Source organism: Streptomyces sp. NPDC017246 (genome assembly GCF_044331325.1).
Taxonomy (GTDB): Bacteria; Actinomycetota; Actinomycetes; order Streptomycetales; family Streptomycetaceae; genus Streptomyces.
This window is the reverse complement of record NZ_JBIRMW010000005.1, coordinates 117,575-140,879: the sequence shown is the minus strand read 5'-3', so window position 1 is coordinate 140,879 and position 23,305 is coordinate 117,575. Positions and strand designations below refer to the sequence as shown.

23 protein-coding genes are annotated in these 23,305 nt (G+C 72.1%); 16 read left to right on the top strand and 7 right to left on the bottom strand.

Annotated elements, in window-relative coordinates; all coding sequences use genetic code 11:
• The first annotated feature begins 52 nt into the window (after positions 1–52).
• The 5 genes from ACH4MY_RS13680 to ACH4MY_RS13660 all read left to right on the top strand — a co-directional run bounded on the left by ACH4MY_RS13680 (position 53) and on the right by ACH4MY_RS13660 (position 5,066).
• Positions 53–988 (top strand): cellulose-binding protein, encoded by a 936-nt coding sequence (locus tag ACH4MY_RS13680; protein WP_030321132.1) that lies wholly within the window; start codon positions 53–55, stop codon positions 986–988.
• Positions 989–1,106: 118 nt separating this feature from the next.
• A complete protein-coding gene (locus ACH4MY_RS13675; RefSeq protein WP_398001996.1) occupies positions 1,107–2,075 on the top strand; it encodes an ABC transporter ATP-binding protein in 969 nt (322 codons plus the stop codon).
• Between the two features lie 3 nt (positions 2,076–2,078).
• Positions 2,079–2,858 carry an ABC transporter permease gene (locus ACH4MY_RS13670; protein ID WP_398001994.1) on the top strand — a complete coding sequence of 260 codons (780 nt, stop codon included), beginning with the start codon at positions 2,079–2,081 and terminating at the stop codon, positions 2,856–2,858.
• 220 nt (positions 2,859–3,078) lie between these two features.
• Positions 3,079–4,233, top strand: coding sequence for an ATP-binding cassette domain-containing protein (locus ACH4MY_RS13665; protein ID WP_398001992.1), 1,155 nt, complete (start codon positions 3,079–3,081; stop codon positions 4,231–4,233).
• Positions 4,230–5,066 (top strand): ABC transporter permease, encoded by an 837-nt coding sequence (locus ACH4MY_RS13660; protein ID WP_398001991.1) that lies wholly within the window; start codon positions 4,230–4,232, stop codon positions 5,064–5,066. The genes ACH4MY_RS13665 and ACH4MY_RS13660 overlap by 4 nt, the downstream gene beginning before the upstream one ends.
• Before the next feature lie 56 nt (positions 5,067–5,122).
• On the opposite strand, the gene ACH4MY_RS13655 is transcribed toward ACH4MY_RS13660, so the two are convergent.
• Positions 5,123–5,452: an ATP/GTP-binding protein gene (locus tag ACH4MY_RS13655; RefSeq protein ID WP_398001989.1), complete on the bottom strand. Its 330-nt coding sequence runs from the start codon at positions 5,450–5,452 to the stop codon at positions 5,123–5,125.
• Between the two features lie 198 nt (positions 5,453–5,650).
• Between ACH4MY_RS13655 and ACH4MY_RS13650 the strand changes: the two genes are divergently transcribed.
• Positions 5,651–6,685, top strand: coding sequence for an LLM class flavin-dependent oxidoreductase (locus ACH4MY_RS13650; protein WP_398001986.1), 1,035 nt, complete (start codon positions 5,651–5,653; stop codon positions 6,683–6,685).
• A gap of 137 nt (positions 6,686–6,822) precedes the next feature.
• On the opposite strand, the gene ACH4MY_RS13645 is transcribed toward ACH4MY_RS13650, so the two are convergent.
• Entirely contained in the window at positions 6,823–7,215 is a 393-nt protein-coding gene (locus ACH4MY_RS13645) for an SCO5389 family protein (protein ID WP_329621150.1), read from the bottom strand.
• 250 nt (positions 7,216–7,465) lie between these two features.
• Here ACH4MY_RS13645 and nucS point away from each other — a divergent pair, with 250 nt between their 5' ends.
• Positions 7,466–8,146, top strand: a complete 681-nt coding sequence (nucS, locus tag ACH4MY_RS13640) for an endonuclease NucS (RefSeq protein WP_398001983.1) — start codon at positions 7,466–7,468, stop codon at positions 8,144–8,146.
• 143 nt (positions 8,147–8,289) lie between these two features.
• Here the strand turns inward: nucS and ACH4MY_RS13635 are convergent, their stop codons facing one another.
• From ACH4MY_RS13635 to ACH4MY_RS13625, 3 genes are all read right to left on the bottom strand, one after another.
• Positions 8,290–10,932, bottom strand: a complete 2,643-nt coding sequence (locus tag ACH4MY_RS13635) for an ATP-binding protein (protein WP_398001981.1) — start codon at positions 10,930–10,932, stop codon at positions 8,290–8,292.
• Positions 10,933–11,278: 346 nt separating this feature from the next.
• The gene (locus tag ACH4MY_RS13630) at positions 11,279–11,602 is read right to left on the bottom strand and encodes an STAS domain-containing protein (RefSeq protein WP_030210572.1); all 324 of its coding nucleotides are present in this window, start codon (positions 11,600–11,602) and stop codon (positions 11,279–11,281) included.
• A 126-nt stretch (positions 11,603–11,728) separates the two neighbouring features.
• Entirely contained in the window at positions 11,729–12,577 is an 849-nt protein-coding gene (locus tag ACH4MY_RS13625; protein ID WP_398001978.1) for a 3-hydroxyacyl-CoA dehydrogenase family protein, read from the bottom strand.
• 232 nt (positions 12,578–12,809) lie between these two features.
• Here ACH4MY_RS13625 and ACH4MY_RS13620 point away from each other — a divergent pair, with 232 nt between their 5' ends.
• The 3 genes from ACH4MY_RS13620 to ACH4MY_RS13610 are packed head-to-tail and all read left to right on the top strand — an operon-like array spanning position 12,810 to position 15,711.
• Complete coding sequence (locus ACH4MY_RS13620; RefSeq protein WP_398001976.1) at positions 12,810–13,724, top strand: EamA family transporter; 915 nt, start codon at positions 12,810–12,812, stop codon at positions 13,722–13,724.
• Entirely contained in the window at positions 13,721–14,500 is a 780-nt protein-coding gene (locus tag ACH4MY_RS13615) for a hypothetical protein (protein ID WP_398001974.1), read from the top strand. The genes ACH4MY_RS13620 and ACH4MY_RS13615 overlap by 4 nt, the downstream gene beginning before the upstream one ends.
• A gap of 50 nt (positions 14,501–14,550) precedes the next feature.
• Entirely contained in the window at positions 14,551–15,711 is a 1,161-nt protein-coding gene (locus ACH4MY_RS13610; RefSeq protein ID WP_398001971.1) for a cysteine desulfurase family protein, read from the top strand.
• A 70-nt stretch (positions 15,712–15,781) separates the two neighbouring features.
• Here the strand turns inward: ACH4MY_RS13610 and ACH4MY_RS13605 are convergent, their stop codons facing one another.
• Entirely contained in the window at positions 15,782–16,420 is a 639-nt protein-coding gene (locus ACH4MY_RS13605) for a TetR/AcrR family transcriptional regulator (protein WP_398001968.1), read from the bottom strand.
• A gap of 89 nt (positions 16,421–16,509) precedes the next feature.
• Here ACH4MY_RS13605 and ACH4MY_RS13600 point away from each other — a divergent pair, with 89 nt between their 5' ends.
• The 3 genes from ACH4MY_RS13600 to ACH4MY_RS13590 are packed head-to-tail and all read left to right on the top strand — an operon-like array spanning position 16,510 to position 18,652.
• A complete protein-coding gene (locus ACH4MY_RS13600) occupies positions 16,510–17,283 on the top strand; it encodes an ABC transporter ATP-binding protein (RefSeq protein WP_398001965.1) in 774 nt (257 codons plus the stop codon).
• 32 nt (positions 17,284–17,315) lie between these two features.
• Complete coding sequence (locus tag ACH4MY_RS13595; protein ID WP_398001963.1) at positions 17,316–18,065, top strand: ABC transporter permease; 750 nt, start codon at positions 17,316–17,318, stop codon at positions 18,063–18,065.
• A 14-nt stretch (positions 18,066–18,079) separates the two neighbouring features.
• A complete protein-coding gene (locus ACH4MY_RS13590) occupies positions 18,080–18,652 on the top strand; it encodes a cob(I)yrinic acid a,c-diamide adenosyltransferase (RefSeq protein WP_398001960.1) in 573 nt (190 codons plus the stop codon).
• Here the strand turns inward: ACH4MY_RS13590 and ACH4MY_RS13585 are convergent.
• A complete protein-coding gene (locus ACH4MY_RS13585) occupies positions 18,572–19,252 on the bottom strand; it encodes a hypothetical protein (RefSeq protein WP_398001957.1) in 681 nt (226 codons plus the stop codon). The genes ACH4MY_RS13590 and ACH4MY_RS13585 overlap by 81 nt on opposite strands.
• Before the next feature lie 152 nt (positions 19,253–19,404).
• On the opposite strand from ACH4MY_RS13585, the gene ACH4MY_RS13580 reads away from it, so the two are divergent.
• The 3 genes from ACH4MY_RS13580 to ACH4MY_RS13570 all read left to right on the top strand — a co-directional run bounded on the left by ACH4MY_RS13580 (position 19,405) and on the right by ACH4MY_RS13570 (position 23,223).
• On the top strand, positions 19,405–20,601 hold the full coding sequence (locus ACH4MY_RS13580; protein ID WP_398001954.1) for a sensor histidine kinase: 1,197 nt from the start codon (positions 19,405–19,407) through the stop codon (positions 20,599–20,601).
• Positions 20,598–21,251, top strand: a complete 654-nt coding sequence (locus ACH4MY_RS13575) for a response regulator (protein WP_398001952.1) — start codon at positions 20,598–20,600, stop codon at positions 21,249–21,251. The genes ACH4MY_RS13580 and ACH4MY_RS13575 overlap by 4 nt, the downstream gene beginning before the upstream one ends.
• 124 nt (positions 21,252–21,375) lie before the next feature.
• On the top strand, positions 21,376–23,223 hold the full coding sequence (locus ACH4MY_RS13570; RefSeq protein ID WP_398001949.1) for a glycosyl hydrolase family 18 protein: 1,848 nt from the start codon (positions 21,376–21,378) through the stop codon (positions 23,221–23,223).
• Positions 23,224–23,305 lie beyond the last annotated feature (82 nt).

The following is a 23,305-nucleotide window of genomic DNA, read 5'->3' as shown; positions in this document are numbered from 1 at the left end:
GGCCCCTAGGATTCCCTCTAACACCTCACCGGTCTCATTCGACAGGAAACCCATGAGCGACACATCCTCCCCCTTCGGCTTCGAGCTCGTGCGGCGCGGTTACGACCGCGGTCAGGTGGACGACCGCATTACCAAGCTCGTTTCCGACCGCGACAGTGCCCTGTCCCGCATCACCTCCCTGGAGAAGCGCATCGAGGAGCTCCACCTCGAAACGCAGAACGCCCAGGCGCAGGTCACCGACGCCGAGCCGTCGTACGCGGGGCTCGGCGCCCGGGTCGAGAAGATCCTCCGGCTGGCCGAGGAGGAGGCGAAGGACCTGCGTGAGGAGGCCCGCCGCGCCGCCGAGCAGCACCGCGAGCTGGCCGAGTCGGCCGCCCAGCAGGTGCGCAACGACGCGGAGTCGTTCGCCGCGGAGCGCAAGTCGAAGGCCGAGGACGAGGGCGTCCGGATCGTCGAGAAGGCGCAGGGCGAGGCCAACACGCTGCGCGCCGAGGCGCAGAAGGACGCGCAGTCGAAGCGCGAGGAGGCGGACGCCCTCTTCGAGGAGACCCGCGCCAAGGCCGCCCAGGCCGCCGCGGACTTCGAGACCAACCTGGCGAAGCGCCGCGAGCAGTCGGAGCGGGACCTGGCCTCGCGTCAGGCCAAGGCCGAGAAGCGCCTCGCGGAGATCGAGCACCGCGCCGAGCAGCTCCGCCTCGAGGCCGAGAAGCTGCGCACGGACGCGGAGCGCCGGGCCCGTCAGACGGTGGAGACCGCGCAGCGCCAGGCCGAGGACATCGTGGCCGACGCGAACGCGAAGGCCGACCGGATCCGCAGCGAATCGGAGCGCGAGCTGGCGGCGCTGACGAACCGCCGGGACTCGATCAACGCGCAGCTGACCAACGTCCGCGAGATGCTGGCGACGCTGACCGGTGCCGCGGTGGCGGCGGCCGGCTCGCCGATCGACGACGAGCGTCCGGCCGGTGTTCCGGCCCAGCAGTCCCGCTGACGCCGTCCGGGCCGTTCCGGTCCGGTGGGCGCACGGCCGGTAACAAGTGCGTAGCGTTGCCCGAAACCCCCTGTCATTCCGGTGGCGGGGGGTTTTGCGCGCCCGTAGGTTGGTTCGCATGATCGAGCTTGAGGGCCTGACCAAGCGATTCGGGGCGAAGACCGCGGTCGACCATCTCTCCTTCCAGGTGCGTCCGGGGGTGATCACCGGCTTCCTCGGGCCCAACGGGGCGGGCAAGTCCACGACGATGCGGATGATGCTGGACCTGGACAACCCGACGAGCGGGACGGTCCGGATCGACGGCAAGCACTACCGGGAGCTCGAAGAGCCGCTGAAGTACATCGGCGCGCTGCTCGACGCCAAGGCGATGAACGGCGGCCGGTCGGCGTACAACAACCTGCTGTGTCTGGCGCAGTCGAACCGCATCCCGGAGCGCCGGGTGAGCGAGGTGCTGGACCTGGTGGGTCTGACGGCGGTCGCGAGGAAGAAGTCGAAGGGTTTCTCCCTCGGTATGGGGCAGCGGCTCGGCATCGCGTCCGCGCTGCTCGGTGATCCCGAGATCCTGATGTTCGACGAGCCCGTCAATGGTCTGGACCCCGAGGGAATTCACTGGATCCGCAATCTGATGAAGGCGTTGGCGGCCGAGGGCCGGACGATCTTCGTTTCCAGCCATCTGATGAGTGAAATGGCGCTGACGGCCGATCATCTGATCGTGATCGGCCAGGGAAGGCTGCTGGCCGACACATCGATGGCGGATTTCATCCAGCAGAATTCCCGGAGTTATGTGCGGCTGCGTTCGCCGCAGCAGGAGCGGCTCCGGGACGTGCTGCACGCCAATGGGTTCATCGCGGTCGAGGCGGGCAACGGCACCCTGGAGGTGGACGGGACGACGACCGAGAAGCTGGGCGAACTCGCGGCGGAGCACGCGGTCGTGCTGCACGAGCTGAGCTCCCAGCGCGCCTCCCTGGAGGAGGCCTTCATGCAGATGACGGCCGGTGCGGTCGAGTACCACGCGCACGGCACCGATGTACACGGTGGCGCCCCGGCGCCCGGCCCCCAGTGGGGCACGACCTCCCAGGGAGCCTGAACGATGGCAGCGGCATCCGCGGTCCTGCAGTCCGAGTGGACCAAGATCCGGACGGTGTCGTCGACCGTCTGGACACTGGCGAGCGCCTTCCTCGTCACGGTGGCGATGGGCGCGGCGCTGAGCGCCCTGGTGAACTCCACCTTCTCCGACCTGAACGAGGCGGAGCAGATCACCTTCGACCCGACCCTGATCAGCTTCTCCGGGATGGTCCTCGGCCAGCTGGCGATGGTGGTCTTCGGCGTCCTGGTGGTGGGGACCGAGTACTCCTCGGGCATGATCCGCACCTCGCTGGCGGCCGTGCCGCAGCGCGCGACCTTCCTCTTCTCGAAGATCGCGGTGGCGGGCGGCCTCGCCCTCCTGGTGGGGCTCGCGACGAGCTTCGTCTCCTTCTTCCTGGGGCAGGCGCTGCTCGGCGGTCACAGTGCCTCGATCGGTGACGACAACGTGCTGCGCGCGGTGTTCGGCGCCGGGCTCTACATGGGGCTGATCGCCCTGTTCTCCATGGGTGTGGCGGCGATGCTGCGCTCGTCGATGCTGTCGCTCGGCATCCTGGTGCCGTTCCTCCTCCTGGTCTCGAACATCCTCTCCGCGGTGCCGAAGGCCAAGGAGGTGGCCCGCTACTTCCCGGACCAGGCCGGCGCGAAGATCATGCAGGTCGTGCCGGACGCCATGAACTCGGAGGAGGCTCCGTACGGCCCGTGGGGCGGACTCGGGATCATGGTGCTCTGGGTGGCGGTCGCGCTGCTCGGCGGCTATCTGGTGCTGAAGAAGCGGGACGCCTGATCCGCCGGGGAGCGCCGGGTGCCCGAGGGCGTCCGGTGCTCCCGGGGCGGCCGGGTCCCCCAGGGAGAACCCTGACGTTCCCCCGGAGACCGCCCGGAGGCCGTCTCCACTTCGCCGGAACCGTCAACGGCTGGATAAGCTCCTAGCTCATACGGGGGGCTCGGCCGTCGGCCGCCACGCCCCGACATGGATGCGACCGACCTGTCGATGGGGCTGGAGAATGATCGAGGCAGTCGGCCTGACGAAGCGCTACGGCGCCAAGACGGCCGTGTACAACCTTTCCTTCCAGGTGCGGCCCGGTGTCGTCACCGGGTTCCTGGGGCCCAACGGGTCCGGCAAGTCGACCACGATGCGCATGATCCTGGGCCTCGACCGGCCCACCTCGGGACATGTCACGATCGGCGGCCACCCCTTCCGGCAGCTGCCGAACGCGCCCCGGCAGGTCGGCGCGCTGCTCGACGCCAAGGCCGTGCACGGCGGGCGGAGCGCGCGCAGCCATCTGCTGTCGCTCGCACAGCTCGCGGGCATCCCGGCGCAGCGCGTCGACGAGGTCCTCGGCGTGGTCGGCCTCCAGGACGTGGCCAAGCGGCGCTCCAAGGGCTTCTCGCTCGGCATGGGCCAGCGGCTCGGCATCGCGGCCGCGCTGCTCGGCGACCCGCAGGTGCTGCTCTTCGACGAACCGGTCAACGGCCTGGACCCGGAGGGCATCCTCTGGGTCCGCAACCTGATGAAGAAGCTGGCCTCCGAGGGGCGGACGGTCTTCGTCTCCAGCCACCTCATGAGCGAGATGGCCCTCACCGCCGACCATCTGATCGTGATCGGCCGCGGGCAGCTGCTCGCGGACATGAGCGTCACGGACTTCATCTCGGCGAACTCCGCCGACTTCGCCCGGGTGCGGACCCCCGGGACCGAGCCCGGACAGCGGGAGAAGCTGACGGCGGCGCTCATGGAGGCCGGCGGTCAGGTGATGTCCGAGCCGGACGGCGCGCTGCGGGTGACGGGCCTGCCCCTGCCGCGGATCAGCGATCTGGCGCACGACGCGGACGTCCGGCTCTGGGAGCTGTCCCCGCACCAGGCCTCCCTGGAGGAGGCGTACATGCGGATGACCCAGGGCGCCGTGGACTACCGCTCCACCGACGACCGGCTCGCGCACCTCCAGCCGCCGCAGCAGCCCGGCCACCCGGGGTACGGCATGCCGCCGCAGCCCGTGGTCCAGGACGTGCCGCAGCAGGGCTGGTACGCCCCGCCGCCGCCCGGACAGAACCCTTACGCCGGGGCACCCGGCCAGGCACCCGCGCCGGGCCCGTACGCCTCTCCGGCCGCTCCGCAGCCGGGTATCCCCCAGCCGAGCGACACCACCAAGGACGCCCGATGACCGCCCCCGCCCCGCACCACGCTCCGGCGCCGCACGCCTACGTCTCCCCCATCCCGGTCCGCAGGGCGAACCTCGGTGACGCCCTCGCCTCCGAGTGGACGAAGATCCGCTCGGTGCGTTCGACGCTGTGGACGCTGGGTGTCATGGTCCTGCTGATGCTGGTCATCGGCCTGGGGGTGGCGGCGATCGCCGCGAGCTCCGAGGCGAGTCTCGGTGACGAGTCCGCGCTCGGCTTCGGTTTCTTCGGGATGCTGCCGGCCTCGATCTGTGTGATCACGCTCGGCGTGCTGACGATCGCCTCCGAGTACGGCACGGGCATGATCCGTACGACCCTGACCGCCTGCCCGAGCCGGGCCCGGGTGCTGGCGGCGAAGGCGATCGTCTTCTTCCTGCTCGTGTTCACGGTCACCACGGTGGCCGCGGCGCTGGTGGGGGCGGGCCAGGTCGCCCTGGTGGACCAGGCGGACGCGCCGACGGCGGCCGAGTGGCTGCGGGCGACGGTCGGCGCGGGCGCCTACCTGGCCATGCTGGGACTGCTGTCGCTGGCGCTCGGCACGCTGATCCGGCACTCGGCCGGCGCGATCACGGTGATGATCGGTCTGCTGCTGCTGCCGCTGGTGGCGGCGCTGTTCATGTTCTCCGAGGCGCTGAAGTCCGTGCAGGAGTGGCTCCTCACGTACGCGATCCCCTCGCAGATGATCTCGCTGTACGCGGCGCAGCCGCCGTTCGGCGAAGACGGCCCGGCGGGCTGGGAGCCCCTGCTGATCATGACCGGTGTCACGGGGATCGTGCTCGCCGGCGCGTTCGCCCTGCTGAACAACCGGGACGTGTAACCGCCCGGGCTCCGCGGCCGGGCCGGGCCTCCGGGCTCGGCCGGGCCGCTCCGGGCTCAGTACTTCGGCGCGTTACGGGACCGCTGCACCCTGCTGGTGCGGCGGCCCTTCGCGTTCCAGCAGGCCTTGTGCCAGTGGCGGCGGTCGTCCACTCCCCCGTACTCCGGCCAGGCGACCACGTGCGGGGCGCCGCCCGGGATCTCCTGGTCGCAACCGGGGCAGCGGTAGCGCTTGCCGGGCGCGCTCGCCCCGGCGACGAGGCGGACGTACCACTCCTCGCCCTGCCAGGTCTCGCTGCGCTGCACGCCGCCGTACCGGTCGCCGTTGTCGCCCTGCTGCTGCTCGGGCTTCTCGCCGCCTCGGGAGCGGTTGTGGCGCGGGGACACGGGCACACCTCACGGGGTCTGGGAACACGGACCGTTCCGTCAAGCCTACGGGCCGCCACTCGGTGCCCCGGGCCCCGACCAGGAGGGCTTAGCCGAAAATCGCAAGAACTTCATGAACGGCCGTTGCCTTTGGCACGTGTCAGACGTTGTTGCCAGTGCGAGGGGAGATACGCGTCGGCCGCAAGGAGGCAGAAGGCGATGCGCGTGGGAATGTTCGTTCTGGCCGCCCAGTTCCCGGGGCAGGGACAGGGTGAGGCCCTGCACCGGGCGGTGCGGACCGCAGAGGTCGCCGAGGAGGCCGGCCTCGACTCGGTCTGGCTGGCCGAGCACCACTTCGTGCCGTACGGGGTCTGCCCCTCGGCCGTGACACTGGCCGCGCTGCTCCTCGGGCGGACGCGGCGGCTGCGGGTGGGCACGGCGGTGAGTGTGCTGCCGACCGTCCACCCGGTCGCCCTGGGCGAGCAGGCGGCGCTGCTGCATCTGACCTCGGGCGGCAGATTCACCCTGGGGGTCGGCCGGGGCGGGCCCTGGGTCGACCTGGAGGTGTTCGGCACCGGCCTCGGCGCGTACGAGAAGGGCTTCCCCGAATCGCTCGACCTGCTGCTGCGCTGGCTCACCGAGCCGCGCGTCGGAGCCGAGGGAGAACGATTCGCCTTCCGCGAGGTGCCGGTGGTGCCCCGCCCCGACGAGCTGATCGGCGGGACGGCCGCCCCCGAGGTCGTGGTCGCCTGCACCTCGCCGAAGAGCGTACGGCTCGCCGCGGAACGCGGGCTGCCGATGCTGCTCGGGATGCACTGCGGCGACGAGGACAAGGCCGAGATGGTGGCGGCCTGGGCGCGGTGCGCGCGGGAGGCCGGACGGGACCCGGACGAGATCGCGCGGATCGGGGCCGACCACGTCTCGGCGGGCGTGGCCCAGCTCGCGGACCGGGGCACGGACGCGGCGGAGGCACTGGTGAAGGCGATGCCGGGCTGGCTGAAGCAGGGGCTCGACGCGCATGTCACGGTCGACGGACGACACCGGGCGATGCGGGACCCCGTGGCGTACGCGGAGCTGCTGTGCGGGCTCCACCCGGTGGGCACGCCCCGGCGCGCGGCGGACCGGCTCGCGGCGACCGCGGAGCGCACGGGCATCACCCGTTTCGCCCTGCTGGCCGAGGGCACGGGCGACCTCGCGGCGACCGAGGAGAACGTGCGGCGGCTGGGCGCGGAGGTCCTGCCGCTGCTCGTCTGACCGTACGGACCGGGTGGGCACGCCCGTACGGACGGGGGGTGGGACCGTGCTGCCGCTCCGGCATCTCCGCGCGGCGATGCGCGTCGACACGCATCGATCGCGTCTCCCGCGATGCGGAGGAGCGGCAGCACCATGTCTCAGCAGTCGCGCAGTTCCGGCGACTGGTTCAGCAGCTGCCCCCGTACGGACGTGAAGCGGGCGAGCCGCTCGTCCACCGACGGGTCCAGCGGGAACACCGCCAGCCGGTGGCAGTTCTGGAAGGCGAGACGCACCCCGAAGTGCCGCTGCAGCGCACCACGAATGGCGTCGCTCGCGAGCGCGCGCAGCAGCTGACCACGTGCCTGCTCATTCGGCGGCGGCGTCTGGTTGTCGGCGAACTCTCCGCCGTCGACCTTCAGCTGGGCCACCAGAGAACTGATCATCTCCCATGCGTAGGGCAGGGAGGTCCGGACGCAGTCGACGAAGTCGGCTTCGTCGACCTCGCCTCGCTCGGCCTGTTCCAACAGTGCCGGTGAGACGTCGAGCGACATGGGTTCTCCTCTCGCGACCCCGCGGACGGGGTCTTGCGGGCAGGGGCGAAGGCCGGGCCGCCCGCCACGCAGCGTGCACGGACGACGACCTCCAGCTTCCACGGTAAGCGCGCAGTCCTGACCGCACCAGGAGATTGGGAACACAACCGGCTGATAACCGACGGGTGTTCGGCTCAGGATCATGCCCCGGGGGTCTCGGGCCGCTGACCGAATCGCGCGGAAGAGGGCCCGTCTTGTAGCGTTGTCGACCATGCGTCTCGTCATTGCCCGTTGCTCCGTGGACTACGCGGGCCGGCTCACGGCCCACCTGCCCTCCGCGCCCCGTCTGATCCTCATCAAGGCAGACGGCAGCGTCTCCATCCACGCGGACGACCGGGCGTACAAACCGCTCAACTGGATGTCCCCGCCGTGCACGCTGAAGGAAGGCCCCGACGGTGCCGAGGGTGAGGCCGGCGTCTGGACCGTGATCAACAAAGCGGGCGAGAAACTGATCATCACGATGGAGGAGATCCTCCACGACTCCTCGCACGAACTGGGTGTGGACCCGGGTCTCATCAAGGACGGCGTCGAGGCGCACCTCCAGGAGCTCCTCGCCGACCGCATCGAGACCCTCGGCGAGGGCTACACCCTGATCCGCCGCGAGTACCCGACGGCGATCGGCCCGGTGGACATCCTGTGCCGGGACTCGGACGGCGCGACGGTCGCGGTCGAGATCAAGCGGCGCGGCGAGATCGACGGCGTCGAGCAGCTGACCCGCTATCTGGAGCTGCTCAACCGCGATCCGCACCTCGCTCCGGTGAGGGGCGTCTTCGCGGCCCAGGAGATCAAGCCGCAGGCGCGGGTCCTCGCGACGGACCGCGGGATCGGCTGTGTGGTCCTGGACTACAACGCCCTGCGCGGCATCGAGGACGACAAGCTGCGGCTGTTCTAGCCCTCCGGGGCGTGGCAGGCACAGCGGTACGGGGACGGCCCCGGGTGCGGTGATCGCACCCGGGGCCGTCCCCGTTCTCCGTTCCGGAGCGCACGTGCTCCGGAGCGTTCGTGCTCCGGAGCGTTCGTGCTCCGGAGCGTTCGTCAGGCGGGCGACTCCGAGCCGGTGGACTCGCCGGGGGTCGGTACGCCGCCGAGCGTCGAGGAGGCGGTGTTGCTGGGGCTGTTCTCCTCCGTCGTCGGCGCGGTGGTCGGCGGGTCCGTGGTCGGCTGCGGCGGGGTCGTCGTCACCGGCGGAGGGGTCGTCGTCGTCGGCGGCTTGCTCGTCGAGGTCGGCGGCTTCGGACCCGTCGTCGTCGGGCGCGGCGGCCTGGTCGTCGGGTTCGTCGGCGGGGCCGTCGTCGTCGGCGCCGTCGTGGGCGCCGACGAGCTGCCCGAGGACGAGGGGCTGCCGGAGGGGCCCGTCGAGCCCGGAGTGCCCGACCCCGAGGAACCGGAGGGAGAGGCGCTCCCGGAGGCCGAGGGGTCCGGGGAGCCGGAGCGGGTGGCCGCGCCGGTCTCGCCCGGCTTCCCCGGCTCGCCCTCGTCCGGCTGCTCCTCGTCGAAGCCGTCGCCGGTGGAGTCCTCCGTCGCCGTGCTGTCGGAGGTGACGCTGTTGGTGGCCGGGTCCTCGCCGTTGCCGGAGGTGGCGCCGAGGGTCACGACGGTGCCGAGGACGGCGACGAGCAGCGCGCCCGCGCCGACCGCGGCGAGGTTGCGGCGCGCGCCGCCGAGGATGCCGGCCGCGAGGCCGGTACGGCCGCCGCCCTTGGCGGTGTCGGGGCGGGGGACGAGGGTCGGCCCCTCGTCGGCGAAGCCGGGGAACGCGGGCTTGGCGGCGCCCCGCCCCGGACCGCCCGGCAGAGCCGGCTTGACGGCTCCGCCCGGCAACACGGCGGTGGCGGGCTCGGGCGCCTGCCTTGCCGGGCGGGAGGCGGCCGGGCCGCGCAGGGCGGGGGTGCCGCGCGGCGGGGAGACGGGTTCCTCGGCGCGGGCCGGAGTGACGTGCTCTCCGGCGAGGTCGGCGACGAGGGCGAGCGCCCGGCGGCCGGCGACGGTGCCGCGCTTGTCGGCGAGCACCCCGCGCATGCCGATGGAGGCCTCCAGCTCGGCGCGGGCCCGCTCCAGGTTTCCGGCGCAGAGGGCGAGCACGCCGAGCTCGTGGTGGAAGTAGGCCTCCTCGGCGACCTCACCGGTGAGCCGGGCGGCCTCCTGCCCGGCGCGCAGGGCGCGCTCCCAGGCGCCCCAGTGCAGTCCGGCGGCGAAGGCGGGGGCGGCGGCGCGGGCGAGGGCCACGGCGGTGGCGCGGTGTTCGCCGTCCTCGGCACCGGCGCCGGCGACGAGGACGGCGAGGGAGGCGAGGAGGGCGTCGGACTCGGCGGCGGCCCGCTCGGGGGTGACGGAGGGGTGGGCGGTCCACCAGGCGTAGTGCTGGGCGACCGTGTGGGCGCGGTCGGCGCCCTCGGTGGCGTACCCCTGGGCGAGGAGCTGGGTGAGGACGCCGGCGGCGAGCCGGTAGCGGGGTCCGGCCGGGGAGAGCAGGCCACAGGCCATGAGTTCGCCCAGGGCGGCGTCGGCGTGGGTGTCGCCGACCAGGGCCGGCAGATGGGCCTGGTGCGGGACCTCGCCGCCGAGGGCGACGGCGAAGCGCAGGGCGGTCTGCGCGGAGCGGCTGAGCCGGGAGGCGAGGAGGGCGGCCGGGGCGGCGCCCTCGCCGAGGCTGGGCAGGGGTATCTCGCGCAGTTCGACGTCGGGGTCGTCGACCCCGTCGAAGGCGGCAGCGGCGGCGGCCGCCGCCGCGTCGGGATCGGTCGGCCCGAAGGCCTCCTCGAGGGCTCCGAAGGCGTCGAACTCGGCGGGGGTGACACGCAGCCTGTCGCGCTGGCGGAGCAGCGCCCCGGCCTGGACGAAGCGGAGCGGCAGGCCCTCGGACTCGAACCAGAGGTCGCCGGCCCAGTTGGCCTCGTCGTCGGTGAGGGTGCGGCCGACGGCGCTCTCCAGGAGCTTGAGGGCGGCACCGCGGCCGAGGCCGGCGAGGTGGAGGTCCTCGACGTGGGCGTCGGCCGACGGGGCGGGGGTGTCGGGTCCCGCGGCGAGGAGGAAGGCGCACTCGGGGGCGGCGGCGAGGAGCTCGTCGAGGGCGGCGCCGCCGAACTCCAGGTCGTCGACGACCACGACGGCGCCGATCTCGCGGAGCCGGTCGAGGAGCACGGCACGGCCGGGCCGGTGGTTCGGGGCGTACCGGACGGCGACGAAGAGCTCGTGGAGGAGTTCGGGGGCGGTGCGGTGGTGGCCGGAGAGCCGGACGACCCCGTCGGGGGCGAGTCCGGCGCAGTCGGCGGCGACGGCGTCGAGGAGGGCGGTGCGGCCGGAGCCCGCGGGGCCGGTCAGCCGGGCGGAGCGGCCGCGGCCGAGGATGCCGACGAGGCGCTCGCGCTCCTCCTGGCGTTCGAGGAGGGGCAGTGCGGGCGCGGCCGGCCCCGGCGGGACGGGCGGCGCGGCGGCGCGGACGGCCTCGGCGCGCTCCTCGGCGGTACGGGGGCGGGGGGCCGCGGGTTCCTGTCCGGGCGGGCAGGGTTCGATCTCGCTGCCGTCGACGGGGTTGACGGTGACGAGCAGGTCGCCGGAGACGAGCCGGACGACGCGGGCACGCGCGGGTGCGGGCGCGGCCGTGCCGCGTCCCTGGCGGGCGTCGTCGCTCTCGCCGTCGTGTCCGTACTCCTCCGGCCCCCGGTTGATCGGGTCCATGGTCCAAGCCCCCAAGAAGCGGTGTCCGGTGCCCGCCGGGTGGGTCCGTCAATGTGCAGGCGACCGAACCCTAGACCGTGGTCAGGCGGTCGGGAACAGCTGGGGTGCCCCGGAGACCAAGACGTCACGGTCTTGTGAGGATTGAGTGTGACGCCTGGTTCACACAGCGGCTTCACACGCCCGTCGGCCCCGGCGGCCGCACCGGGTCGTCCACCCCCGCCGTCGTACCGCCGTCGTCCACTCCGGCCGTCGTACCGCCGTCGCCCGCTCCCGGCCGTCGTACCGCCGTCGCCCGCTCCCGGCCGTCGCACCGTCGGCGCCCGCTCCCGGCCGTCGCACCCCGGTGTCACACCCGGGGCAGGGACTCCAGGGCGAGGCCGCCCTCGATGGCGAGGATGCGGTGCAGCCGGGTGGCGACGAGCAGCCGCTGCATCTGGGGCGGCACCCCGCGCAGGACGAGGCGCCGGCCGCAGCGGCCGGCCCGCCGGTGGGCGCCCATGATGACGCCGAGCCCGGTCGCGTCCCAGGAGTCGAGGCCGGTCAGGTCGAGCACCAGGTCGCCGACTCCGTCGTCGACGGCCGAGTGCAGGACCGTACGGGCGTCCGCCGCGGACCGGACGTCGAGGCGGCCCCCGACGACCAGCTCGACATGGTCGCCCCTGATGTGCATATGCGCTCCCCGAGAGTGCTCCGTCTTCGCAACAACTGACTGCCGCACCGGCAGAAGCGTTGCGCCTTGTCAGCGAACCGGTACCGAAATTCACCCCACGGGGTGATGCGGGGTGGCGGGTACGGCTCAGTACTTGTAGAAGCCCTGCCCGCTCTTGCGCCCGATGTCACCCGCGTCCACCATCCGGCGCATCAGCTCCGGCGGTGCGAACTTCTCGTCCTGGGACTCGGTGTAGATGTTGTTGGCCGCGTTCACCAGGATGTCGATGCCGGTGAGGTCGGCGGTGGCGAGCGGGCCCATGGCGTGGCCGAAGCCGAGCTTGCAGGCGATGTCGATGTCCTCGGCGGTGGCGACGCCCGACTCCTGGAGCTTGGCGGCCTCGACGACGAGGGCGGCGATGAGCCGGGTGGTGACGAAGCCGGCCACGTCGCGGTTGACGACGATGCAGGTCTTGCCGACGGACTCGGCGAACTCCCGGGTGGCGGCGAGGGTCTCGTCGCTGGTCTTGTAGCCGCGGACGAGCTCGCAGAGCTGCATCATCGGGACCGGCGAGAAGAAGTGGGCGCCGACGACGGCCTCGGGACGCCCGGTCACCGCGGCGATCTTGGTGATCGGGATCGCGGAGGTGTTGGAGGCGAGGACGGCACCGTCCTTCACGACCTTGTCGAGCGAGCGGAAGATCTCGTGCTTGACGTCGAGGTTCTCGAAGACGGCCTCGACGACGATGTCCGCGTCGGCGACGGCTTCGAGCTCGGTTGTGGCGGTGATCCGGCCGAGCGCGGCCTCCGCGGCGGCGGCGTCCAGCTTGCCCTTGGCGACGAACCGGTCGTACGACGCCTTGATGCCGTCGGTGCCGCGCGTGAGGGCGGCGTCGGTGACGTCACGCAGTACGACGTCCCAGCCCGCCTGTGCCGAGACCTGTGCGATGCCGGACCCCATGAGTCCGGCTCCGATGACGGCGAGCTTCCTGGCCACGATGTTCCACCCCTTAACGCCTGTTCACTTCTGGCTCTCCGGCGGAGATTAGCGGTCGGGAGGCGCCATGTGACCGCGAAGTAATGCGCGTCACGCCCTCTTTGACGGACGTCACACTCACAGCACCCCTCAGCGCCCGGTTCGGGCGCCCCCACGGTCGCCACATACCCATGGGGGGTATATGGTCGAGCGCACCTTGTCCGGCTGCCGCCGCCCGAGAGGAGCTGCCGTCATGCGCCCGTACGCCCGGAGGACCGTCCCCGCCCCCCTGCTCCTGCTGACCGGCATGATCAGCCTCCAGTTCGGCTCCGCCTTCGCGAAGCGGCTCTTCGAAGAGACCGGCCCGGCCGGCGCCACCCTGTTACGGCTGCTCGTCGCCGCCGCCCTGCTCTGTCTGTTCACCCGGCCCGCACCCCGGCTCCTGCGCACCCACGGAAGACTGCTGCTCCCCTACGGGGCCGTCTTCGCCGTGATGCAGTTCTCCTTCTACGAGGCCACCTCACGGCTCCCCCTCGGCGTCGTGGTGACGCTGGAGTTCAGCGGACCGCTGCTGCTCGCCGCCCTCACCTCGCGGCGCGCGCTCGACCGGCTCCTGGTGGCGCTCGCGGGCCTCGGTCTGCTCGTCCTCGGCGGCACCAAGGGCATGGACGACCCGGTCGGGCTCGCCGCGAGCCTGCTCACGGGGGCCGCGCTCACCGGCTACATCCTGCTCGGGTCCCGGGTCGGCCGGGCCCTCCCCGGCGGCTCGGGCCTCGCCCTCGGGCTCACGGTGGCCGCCGTCCTCGCCCTGCCCACCGCCCCGGCCCTCGGCCTTCCCTCCCCCGGGGTCCTGCTGCGGCCGGCGGTGCTCGGGGCCGCGCTCGCCGTGGCCGTCCTCACCACCGTGGTCCCGTTCTCGCTGGAGTTCGCCGCGCTGCGCCGGATGCCCCCGCGGGTCTTCGCCGTCCTGTCGACGGTGGAGCCCGTCATCGCCTCCCTGGTCGGTCTCGCCCTGCTCGGCGAACACCTGTCGTGGCTCCAGTGGGCCGCCGTCCTCTGCGTCGTGGTCGCGGCCGTCGGCACGGGCCGGGCCCCGGACACACCACCGGACCCGCCCCCCGCACCGTCCGATCGATCCCCGTCACGGAAGAACGGAGTGCACACATGACCGGCATCACGAGCACCACGAGCACCATCAGCCCCCGGGGCCATCAGGTCCCGGCCCGGGTCGCACCCCTCCTGGAGACCGTCTCCACCACGTCCCGCTCGGCGGTCCTCGTCGCCGGCGGCTACTTCGACACGACCGCCGGCATCGGCGCCTTCTCGCTCAACTCCTTCGCCCTCGCCCAGGAGACCGGCGCGGCCGCGCGCCGGCTGCACCGCGGCAACAAGGTGCTCTACGACGTCATCGTCAACGACCTCGGGATGTCCTGTTCCACCGACGTCTGCACGCTCCCGGCCGCCGGCCCCGCGGAGACCGACCTCTCCCCGCTCACCGCCTCGGCCGCCGGGGCGGGGATCTCCTTCACCGTCACCCGTGAGCGGAACCTGCGCAATCGCGCCGCCCGTTCGATGAAGCGATGGCTGCGCGATCCCGCGGCCCGGCCGCTGTTCACCCGCGCCGGGGACGAGATCCTCTTCCGCTCCCGCCAGTACGAGAAAGTGCTCGCCGGAGTCGTCACGGACGACCGGGTCGTACCCCGCTGCCCACTGATCGTCGCCGAGTACTTCGCCCGCTACTTCGCCCGGCTGCGGGCCTTCCCCGACTGCGGCCCCCGCCATGTCGTCGACATCAACTCGCTCGCGGACCGGGACAAGGTGACCAAGGGCGCCGAGATCTACCTCCGCACCCTGGGCACCCCCGAGGAGGAGATCGTGCTGGTCTTCGCCGACGCGGCCTGCGCCGATCCGCTGGCCCTGACCTACACGGCGTACGACTTCTGACCACGCGTCCGACCCGAGCACCGTCCCAGCGGAAGAGGGAGAGCACCGGCATGTCCACGATCTATCTCGACCACCAGGCGACCACCCCGGCGGACCCGGCGGTCGTCGAGGCGATGCACTTCGCCGCCACCCACTGCTACGCCAACCCGTCCAGCCCGCACGCCGCCGGCATCCGCGCCTTCCGCGAGGTCGAGCGGGCCCGCGGGGCGGTGGCCCGGTTCATCGGGGCGGGGCGCAGCGAGATCTGCTTCACCTCCGGTGCGACGGAGGGCAACAACCTCGCGATCAAGGGGGTCGTCGGCCCGGCCGCCCGCACCGGCGGGCCCCGGCACGTGGTGACGACGGCGGTGGAGCACAAGTCCGTGCTCGACACCTGCCGTTCGCTGCGGCAGGCGGGGCACGAGGTGACGGTCCTGCCGGTCGACGGCACGGGCCGGGTCGACCCGGCCCGGGTGGCGGCGGCGCTGCGGCCGGAGACCGCGCTGGTCTCGGTGATGCTCGCGAACAACGAGATCGCCACGATCCAGCCGGTCGCCGAGATCGGCGCGCTGACCCGGGCGGCGGGCGTCCCGCTGCACTGCGACGCGACCCAGGGCGTGGGTTCGCTGCCGGTGGACGTCGGGGCGCTCGGTGTCGATCTGCTGACCTTCTCCGGGCACAAGATCTACGGCCCCAAGGGCGTCGGCGTCCTCTATGTCGCCAACCGGCACTCGGACCGGGCGCCGCTGGTGCCGCTGCTGCACGGCGGCGGCCAGGAGCGCGGGCTGCGCGCGGGCACCCTCAACACCGCCGCGGTCATCGGCCTCGGCGCGGCCGTCGGGATCCTCGCGGCCCGCCGGGAGGAGGAGGCGGTACGGCTCGCGGGCCTGCGGGCCCTGTTCCTGTCCGGGCTCGCGGAGCTCGTCCCGTACGAGCTCAACAGCGGTACGGGGCCGGGCTTCCTGCCGCACGCCGTCAATCTGTCCTTCCCGGACGTGGACGCGCAGCAGCTGCTCCTGGAGGTCGCCGATCTGGCGGTGTCGACGGGCTCGGCCTGCAACAGCTCGGCGCAGGAGCCCTCCCACGTCCTGCGGGCGATCGGGCTGCCGCCGGAGCGGATCCGGGGCAGCGTCCGGATCTCGTTCGGCCGCTTCACGACGGAGGAGGACGCGGTCCGCGCCGCCCACGTGCTGGCCGCGGTGGCGACCCGCCGGCCCTCCCGGACCGCGTGACCGGGCCTTCCCTTACAGGGCGGCTCAGCCCTCCCGGACCGCGTGACCGGGCCTTCCCCTACGGGGCGGCTCAGCCCTCCCGGACCGCGTAGCCCAGGACCCTCTCGCTGAGCAGCTCCTCGATCTCGTCGAGGAGCACGAGGGCTTCGCGGGAGACGGTGGTCGCCCTGCCCCCGGTGGTCATCTCACGGGTGATGTAGCCGACGACGGTGCTCTCGATCCAGGCGAGCTGCCCGCCGACGAGCAGCGGCAGCGGGTCGTCGTCGGGCGCGCCCGTCTCCTCGCGGAGGGTGGCGACGACGGCGTCGTGGACCTGCTGCTGGACGTGGAAGAGCCGGGCCTTGAGCGTGGGGGCGTGCTCGATGACGTTCATGAAGGCGTCGAAGCCGTCCATGAGTCCGTACGCGGGTGAGACCGCCCCGATGTCCTGGCGGAGTTCGCGCAGGACGGCGCGGGCGGCGGACTCCCCCCGGTCGCGGCCGCGGATCATCCGGGCGAGGCGCTGGGTGACGCCGTCCATCCGGTCGAGGAAGAGGTCCTCCTTGGCCGGGAAGTAGTTGTAGACCGTGTTGACGGAGACGTCCGCCGCCTCGGCGACGTCCGCGACGGTCACGGGGACGAAGCCGCGCTCCAGGAAGAGTCCGGTCGCGATGTCGGAGATCCGCTGCTTCGTCTCACGCTTCTTGCGTTCCCTGAGTCCCTCGGCCATGCCCGCCATCCTAGACTCCCTGAAATTTCGGTGCCGCTTAATTTTTGGTGACATTGCAAAATTTCAGTGACTCTGTTTTTGTAGTCGCCATGCCCATCATCAGCACGGCCGGGCTCGCCCGGACCTTCTCGACCAGGAGCGGCCCCGTGGAGGCCGTCCGCGGGATCGACCTCACCGTCCGGCCCGGCGAGATCCTCGGACTCCTCGGCCCCAACGGCGCCGGGAAGACCACCACCCTCCGGATGCTCACCACCCTCCTCCCACCCACCTCCGGCGCCGCCACCGTCGCCGGCCACGACCTCGTACGGGACCCCGCCGCCGTCCGCCGCCGCATCGGATACGTCGCCCAGTCCGGCGGCCTCGACCCCCAGGAGACCGTCCGCTCCGAGCTCGTCCTCCAGGGCCGGCTCTACGGCATGAACCGGGCCCGCGCGACGGCCCGCGCCGAGGAACTCGCGGCCGACCTCGGGCTCACCGAGCTCCTCGACCGCCCGACCCCCGCGCTCTCCGGCGGCCAGCGCCGCCGGCTCGACCTCGCGATGGGCCTCACCCACCGGCCGGAGATCCTCTTCCTCGACGAACCGACGACAGGCCTCGACCCCGGCAGCCGCGCCGACCTGTGGGCCCTGGTGCGGCGGCTCCGCGACGAGCACGGCACCACCGTCGTCCTCACCACCCACTACCTGGACGAGGCCGACGCCCTCGCCGACCGCCTGGTGATCGTCGACAAGGGCACGGTCGTCGCCGAGGACACCCCCGCCGCCCTCAAGGCCGCCCACGGCGCGGCCACCCTGCAGGACGCCTTCCTCGCCGTCACCGGGCGCGGCCCGGCGCCCGTCGACACCGCCCCCGTAGCCGTCTAGGCCCCTGGCCACCCAGTCCCCGAGGACATCCGATGCTTCTCCACGACACGGCGCTGCTCTTCGGGCGCTACGCCCGACAGACCCTGCGCTCCCCGTTCCAGATCTTCTTCGGCGCCCTGATGCCGCTGCTCTACCTGTTCTTCTTCGGACCGCTGCTCACCGGGCTCCCCCTGGGCCGCGAGGGCGACTCCTGGCAGATCCTGGTCCCCGGACTGCTGCTCCAACTCGGCCTCTTCGGAGCCTCGTTCGCCGGCTTCTCGATCATCATGGAGAAGAACTGGGGAGTGTTCGACCGGATGCGCGTCACCCCGGTCAGCAGGCTCGCCCTGCTGCTCGGCCGGGTCCTGCGGGACACCGCGCTCTTCGTCTTCCAGGCGGTGCTGCTCGTCCTGGTGGCCCTGCCGATGGGTCTCAGGGCGCCGCTCGCCGGCATCCTCATCGGCTTCGGCTTCGTGGCGCTGCTGTCGGTGACGCTGGCCTCGCTCTCGTACGCCCTGGCCCTCAGGCTGCGCACCCCGCAGGAGTTCGGGCCCGCGATCAACACCCTCGCGATGCCGGCGATGCTGCTGTCGGGCCTGATGCTGCCGATGGCCCTCGCCCCCGGCTGGCTCGACGCGCTCTCGCACCTGATGCCGTTCCGGTACCTGGTGGACGCGGTCCGGGAGGCGTACATCGGCCACTACACGACCCCGACCCTGCTGTACGGGGTGCTCGTCGCCCTCGGGGCCGCCGCGCTCGCCGTGACGGTGGGCACACGGACGTTCCGGAAGGCCGGTGCCTAACTAGGCTGGGCCCCATGGTCAATCTGACACGCATCTACACCCGCACCGGCGACCAGGGCACCACGGCGCTCGGCGACATGAGCCGGACCGCCAAGACGGATCTGCGGATCTCGGCCTACGCGGACGCCAACGAGGCCAACGCCGTCATCGGTACGGCCGTCGCCCTCGGGCAGCTCGACGAGGAGCTCGTGAAGGTCCTCGTCCGGGTCCAGAACGACCTCTTCGACGTGGGCGCGGACCTGTGCACACCGGTGGTGGAGGACCCGAAGTACCCGCCGCTGCGGGTCGAGCAGAGCTACGTCGACAAGCTGGAGGCGGACTGCGACCGCTTCCTGGAGGAGCTGGAGAAGCTGCGCTCCTTCATCCTGCCGGGCGGCACGCCCGGCGCGGCACTGCTGCACCAGGCGTGCACGGTGGTCCGGCGGGCGGAGCGCTCCACCTGGGCGGCCCTGGAGGTGCACGGCGAGACCATGAACCCGCTGACCGCCACGTACCTCAACCGGCTGTCAGACCTGCTCTTCATCCTTGCCCGCTCGGCGAACAAGGAGGTCGGGGACGTGCTCTGGGTCCCGGGCGGGGACCGCTGAGTCCTTCTCGGGGGCCCTCTCCGGGGCCCTCTCCGGGGCCCTCTCCGAGGCGTTCACCGAGGCGTTCACCGGGGCCTTCTTCGGCCAGATCGCGTAGCTGAGCGCGATCAGGCCGTGGATGCCCGCCGCCCGCCAGGCGACGAAGATCCAGCCGTACAGCCCCTCGGTGTTCCCGTCGCCGCCCACGTACCGGGCCGCCAGGAGCAGCAGGCCCGAGGCGACGGCCGCGGCGACCACCGTGCCGAGCCAGAGCGCGCCCTCGTGGCGGGCACGGGCCATGCCGTACTTCGGCGGCTTCGGCGGCGGCGGGGCCCCGCCGAAGCGGTGGGCGGCGTGTCCGTCGAGCCACTTCACGGTGCGGTGGCCGTGGCCGACGGTGTAACCGATGTAGAGGGCGGCCAGGCCGTGCTTCCAGCTGGGGTCCGCGCCGTTCTTGAGGTCGATCGCGGTGACGATCAGGAGCAGCACCTCCAGGAGCGGCTCGCACAGGAGCAGCGCCATACCCGCCCGGGGTATCTTCAGGAGGTAGCGGGTGGCGAGGCCGGCGGCCAGCAGGACCCAGAAGCCGACCTCGCAGACGACGATCAGCGTGACGATCACGGCGGTTCCCCTTTCGGTTCCCCCTCAGCGTCCCGTGGGATCCGGCCGCATACGTCGTCGCCGGTGACGACGTACGCCTACATCCTTCGACGGAGGGACGGATCGGCCCGGACGAGGAGGTCGGGGCGGGTACGGGCGTGTTGGATGAGTCCGTGACGTTCCCCCGCCCTCACCGCCACGACCTGTTGATCGCCGTCGCGGGATTCGCCTGCGGGCTGCTCCTGTGGTCCTACGGGCTGTACACGACCGGCGACCGCGTCCTCGACCAGAGAGGGGCGGCGCTGATCCCGCTCGCGGTGATGGCCTCGGCGGAGGCGGTGCGCCGGACGCTGCCGCAGACCGCGCTGGCCGTCGGCACGCTCGCGATCGTCGCGGACCAGTTCACCAACGGGAACCTGGTCACGGTCCTGATGTTCACGGACATCGTCTACGCCGCCGTCGTGTACGGCCCGCCCGCCTCCGCCCGCCGCATCCCGTACTCCACCGGGCTGATCACGGTCGCGGTGACGATCGGCTTCCTCGTCTGGTGGCAGAACGCCCTCGCCCTGCTCGTCGGGGTGATCACGGCCATGATCTCCTTCATGCCCGCGGTGACCGGCTCCATCGTGCGCAACCACCGGGAGGCGGCCGAGGCCGCCCGGCTGCGGGCCGAACAGACGGCGCTGCTCGCCGAGATGGACCGGGCGCAGGCCGTGGTGGCCGAGCGGGCCAGGATGGCCCGCGAGCTGCACGACATGGTGGCGAACCACCTCTCGGCGATCGCGATCCACTCCACGGCGGCGCTCTCGCTCGACGAACCGGCCACCACCCGGCGGGCGCTGACCGTGATCCGGGAGAACAGCGTGGCGGGCCTCTCGGAGATGCGGCGGCTCATCGGACTCCTCCGGGACAGCAGCGGGGACGCGGAGCCCGCCGCCGCGCCCACGCTCGCCGGTCTGGACGCCCTGGTCGACCAGGCACGGGTGAACGCGGTCCCGAGCGGGCTCGCCCTCGTCCTCGACGACACCCGGGAGTCCATGGCGGGTCTTCCGGCGCCGGTGGAGCTGGCCGCGTACCGGATCGTGCAGGAGTCCCTGACGAACGCGCTCAAGCACGCGGCGCCCGGCGAGGTCAGGGTGGTGCTCGGCCGGGAACCACGAGCCCTTACGGTCGAGGTGACGAGTCCGTACGGGGAGCGCCCCGGCCCGACCGCCCCCGGCTCGGGGGCCGGTCTGGTGGGCATGCGGGAGCGGGTGGCCCTGCTCGACGGAAGGTTCGACGCGGGTCCGGTGACGGACGGCGGGGGACGCAGGCAGTGGCGGGTCAGGGCGGAGCTGCCCATGGACGCGAGTGACGAGGAGCGGGCATGACAGTGCGGGTGGTGGTCGCCGAGGACCAGTCCGCGGTACGGGCGGGGCTGGTGCTCATCCTGGGCAGCGCGCCGGACATCGAGGTCGTCGGGGAGGCGGCGGACGGTGAGCGGGCGGTGGAGCTGGCGCGCGAACTGCGCCCGGACCTGGTCCTGATGGATGTGCAGATGCCCCGGATGGACGGGGTGACGGCGACCGGGATCGTCGTGTCGGAGGGCCTGGCCGATGTGCTGGTCCTGACGACCTTCGATCTCGACACGTATGTCTTCGGGGCGCTGCGGGCCGGGGCGTCGGGCTTTCTGCTGAAGAACGCGGACGCGCGGGAGCTGATCGAGGCGGTACGGACGGTGGCACGGGGCGAGGGGCTGATCGCGCCCGCGGTGACCCGGCGGCTGATCGCGGAGTTCGCGGCGACGGGGCGGCCGGTGCGGCCGGCGGCTGGGACCGATCCCTCGGTCCTCGACGTACTGACGCCCCGGGAGCGGCAGGTGCTCCAGACGCTCGGCCAGGGCCTGTCGAACGCGGAGATCGCGGTGCGGCTGGACATGGCGGAGGCGACGGTGAAGACCCATGTCAGCAAGGTCCTGGGCAAGCTGGAGTTGCGGAGCAGGGTTCAAGCGGCCGTCTTAGCACAGGAGTTGGGGGTCTAGGAGGACATCGGCGACGTTGGTCTGGACCTCTTGACGATTGGTCCAGACCTTCCTACGCTCGCGGGGCGCGCGCATCTTCACGGACCACCCCCACCCATGTCCGTCCGCAACTTGAGGAGCACCGTTGAGCACTCAAGCACCGACGCGCAGAACAGGGTTCAGACACCGGGCCGCTGCCGGTCTGACCGCCCTGATCCTGCCCCTGGCCGCCATGGTCGGCCTCGCCACCCCCGCCGAAGCGGCCACCTCGGCCACGGCCACGTACACCAAGACCCAGGACTGGGGCACCGGATTCGGTGCCAACTGGACCGTCAAGAACACCGGTACCACCACGATCAGCTCCTGGACCGTCGAGTGGGACTACCCCACCGGTACCTCCGTCACCTCCGCCTGGGACGCCACCGTCACCAGCTCCGGCACCCACTGGACCGCCAAGAACGTCGGCTGGAACGGAACCCTCGCCCCCGGCGCCTCCGTCTCCTTCGGCTACAACGGCGCCGGCGCCGGCGCACCCACCGGCTGCAAGATCAACGGCGCCGCCTGTGACGGCACCACCCAGCCCGGCGACAACCCCCCGTCGGCCCCCGGCACCCCCGTCGCCTCCAACATCACCGACACCTCGGTGAAGCTCACCTGGACGGCGGCCACCGACGACAAGGGCGTCAAGAACTACGACGTCCTGCGCGACGGCACCAAGATCGCCACGGTCACCGGCCTCACCCACACCGACCAGGGCCTGGCCGCCGGCACCGACTACAGCTACACGGTCGTCGCCCGCGACACCATCGACCAGACCGGCCCCGCCGCCGGCCCGGTCCCCGTCCGCACCACCGGTGGCGACGGCGGCCAGCCGCTCCCCAACGCGGTGAAGATGGGCTACTTCACCAACTGGGGCGTCTACGGGCGCAACTACCACGTGAAGAACATCGTGACCTCGGGCTCCGCGTCCAAGATCACCCACATCAACTACGCGTTCGGCAACGTCCAGGGCGGCAAGTGCACCATCGGTGACTCCTACGCCGACTACGACAAGGCCTACACCGCCGACCAGTCCGTCGACGGCGTCGCCGACACCTGGGACCAGCCGCTGCGCGGCAACTTCAACCAGCTGCGCAAGCTGAAGAAGGCCTACCCGAACATCAAGATCCTGTGGTCCTTCGGCGGCTGGACCTGGTCCGGCGGCTTCGGCCAGGCCGTGCAGAACCCGACCGCCTTCGCGCAGTCCTGCTACGACCTCATCGAGGACCCGCGCTGGGCCGACGTCTTCGACGGCATCGACCTGGACTGGGAGTACCCCAACGCCTGCGGTCTCTCCTGTGACACCAGCGGCCCCGCCGCCTTCAAGAACATGATGCAGGCCATGCGCGCCAAGTTCGGCGCCAACTACCTGGTCACCGCGGCCGTCACGGCCGACGGCTCCGCCGGCGGCAAGATCGACGCCACCGACTACGCGGGCGCCGCGCAGTACATGAACTGGTTCAACGTCATGACGTACGACTTCTTCGGCGCCTGGGCGGCGCAGGGCCCGACGGCCCCGCACTCCCCGCTCACCTCCTACGCCGGCATCCCGCAGGCGGGCTTCAACTCCGCCGACGCGATCGCCAAGTTCAAGGCGCAGGGCGTCCCGGCCAAGAAGCTGCTGCTCGGCATCGGCTTCTACGGGCGCGGCTGGACCGGCGTCACCCAGGCCACCCCCGGCGGCACGGCGACCGGCCCCGCGCCGGGCACCTACGAGCAGGGCATCGAGGACTACAAGGTCCTCAAGACCTCCTGCCCGACCACCGGCACCATCGCGGGCACGGCCTACGCCAAGTGCGGCAGCAACTGGTGGAGCTACGACACCCCGTCCACGGTCACGTCCAAGATGGGCTGGGCGAAGAACCAGGGCCTCGGCGGCGCGTTCTTCTGGGAGTTCAGCGGTGACACCGGCAACGGCGAGCTCGTCGGCGCCATCAACACCGGTCTGAACTAGCCCTACGACGAAGCGGGGGACGGCGCAGCACGCCGTCCCCCGCTTTCTCACGTCTCAGGTCCCATCAAGCGACATTCACCCT

Bases quoted from the DNA above. Each gene is read 5' to 3' on its own strand.
- ACH4MY_RS13680 (WP_030321132.1), top strand. From the start codon at position 53: ATGAGCGACACATCCTCCCCCTTCGGCTTCGAGCTCGTGCGGCGCGGT.
- ACH4MY_RS13675 (WP_398001996.1), top strand. From the start codon at position 1,107: ATGATCGAGCTTGAGGGCCTGACCAAGCGATTCGGGGCGAAGACCGCG.
- ACH4MY_RS13670 (WP_398001994.1), top strand. From the start codon at position 2,079: ATGGCAGCGGCATCCGCGGTCCTGCAGTCCGAGTGGACCAAGATCCGG.
- ACH4MY_RS13665 (WP_398001992.1), top strand. From the start codon at position 3,079: ATGATCGAGGCAGTCGGCCTGACGAAGCGCTACGGCGCCAAGACGGCC.
- ACH4MY_RS13660 (WP_398001991.1), top strand. From the start codon at position 4,230: ATGACCGCCCCCGCCCCGCACCACGCTCCGGCGCCGCACGCCTACGTC.
- ACH4MY_RS13650 (WP_398001986.1), top strand. From the start codon at position 5,651: ATGCGCGTGGGAATGTTCGTTCTGGCCGCCCAGTTCCCGGGGCAGGGA.
- ACH4MY_RS13645 (WP_329621150.1), bottom strand. From the start codon at position 7,215: ATGTCGCTCGACGTCTCACCGGCACTGTTGGAACAGGCCGAGCGAGGC.
- nucS (WP_398001983.1), top strand. From the start codon at position 7,466: ATGCGTCTCGTCATTGCCCGTTGCTCCGTGGACTACGCGGGCCGGCTC.
- ACH4MY_RS13635 (WP_398001981.1), bottom strand. From the start codon at position 10,932: ATGGACCCGATCAACCGGGGGCCGGAGGAGTACGGACACGACGGCGAG.
- ACH4MY_RS13630 (WP_030210572.1), bottom strand. From the start codon at position 11,602: ATGCACATCAGGGGCGACCATGTCGAGCTGGTCGTCGGGGGCCGCCTC.
- ACH4MY_RS13620 (WP_398001976.1), top strand. From the start codon at position 12,810: ATGCGCCCGTACGCCCGGAGGACCGTCCCCGCCCCCCTGCTCCTGCTG.
- ACH4MY_RS13615 (WP_398001974.1), top strand. From the start codon at position 13,721: ATGACCGGCATCACGAGCACCACGAGCACCATCAGCCCCCGGGGCCAT.
- ACH4MY_RS13610 (WP_398001971.1), top strand. From the start codon at position 14,551: ATGTCCACGATCTATCTCGACCACCAGGCGACCACCCCGGCGGACCCG.
- ACH4MY_RS13605 (WP_398001968.1), bottom strand. From the start codon at position 16,420: ATGGCCGAGGGACTCAGGGAACGCAAGAAGCGTGAGACGAAGCAGCGG.
- ACH4MY_RS13600 (WP_398001965.1), top strand. From the start codon at position 16,510: ATGCCCATCATCAGCACGGCCGGGCTCGCCCGGACCTTCTCGACCAGG.
- ACH4MY_RS13595 (WP_398001963.1), top strand. From the start codon at position 17,316: ATGCTTCTCCACGACACGGCGCTGCTCTTCGGGCGCTACGCCCGACAG.
- ACH4MY_RS13590 (WP_398001960.1), top strand. From the start codon at position 18,080: ATGGTCAATCTGACACGCATCTACACCCGCACCGGCGACCAGGGCACC.
- ACH4MY_RS13575 (WP_398001952.1), top strand. From the start codon at position 20,598: ATGACAGTGCGGGTGGTGGTCGCCGAGGACCAGTCCGCGGTACGGGCG.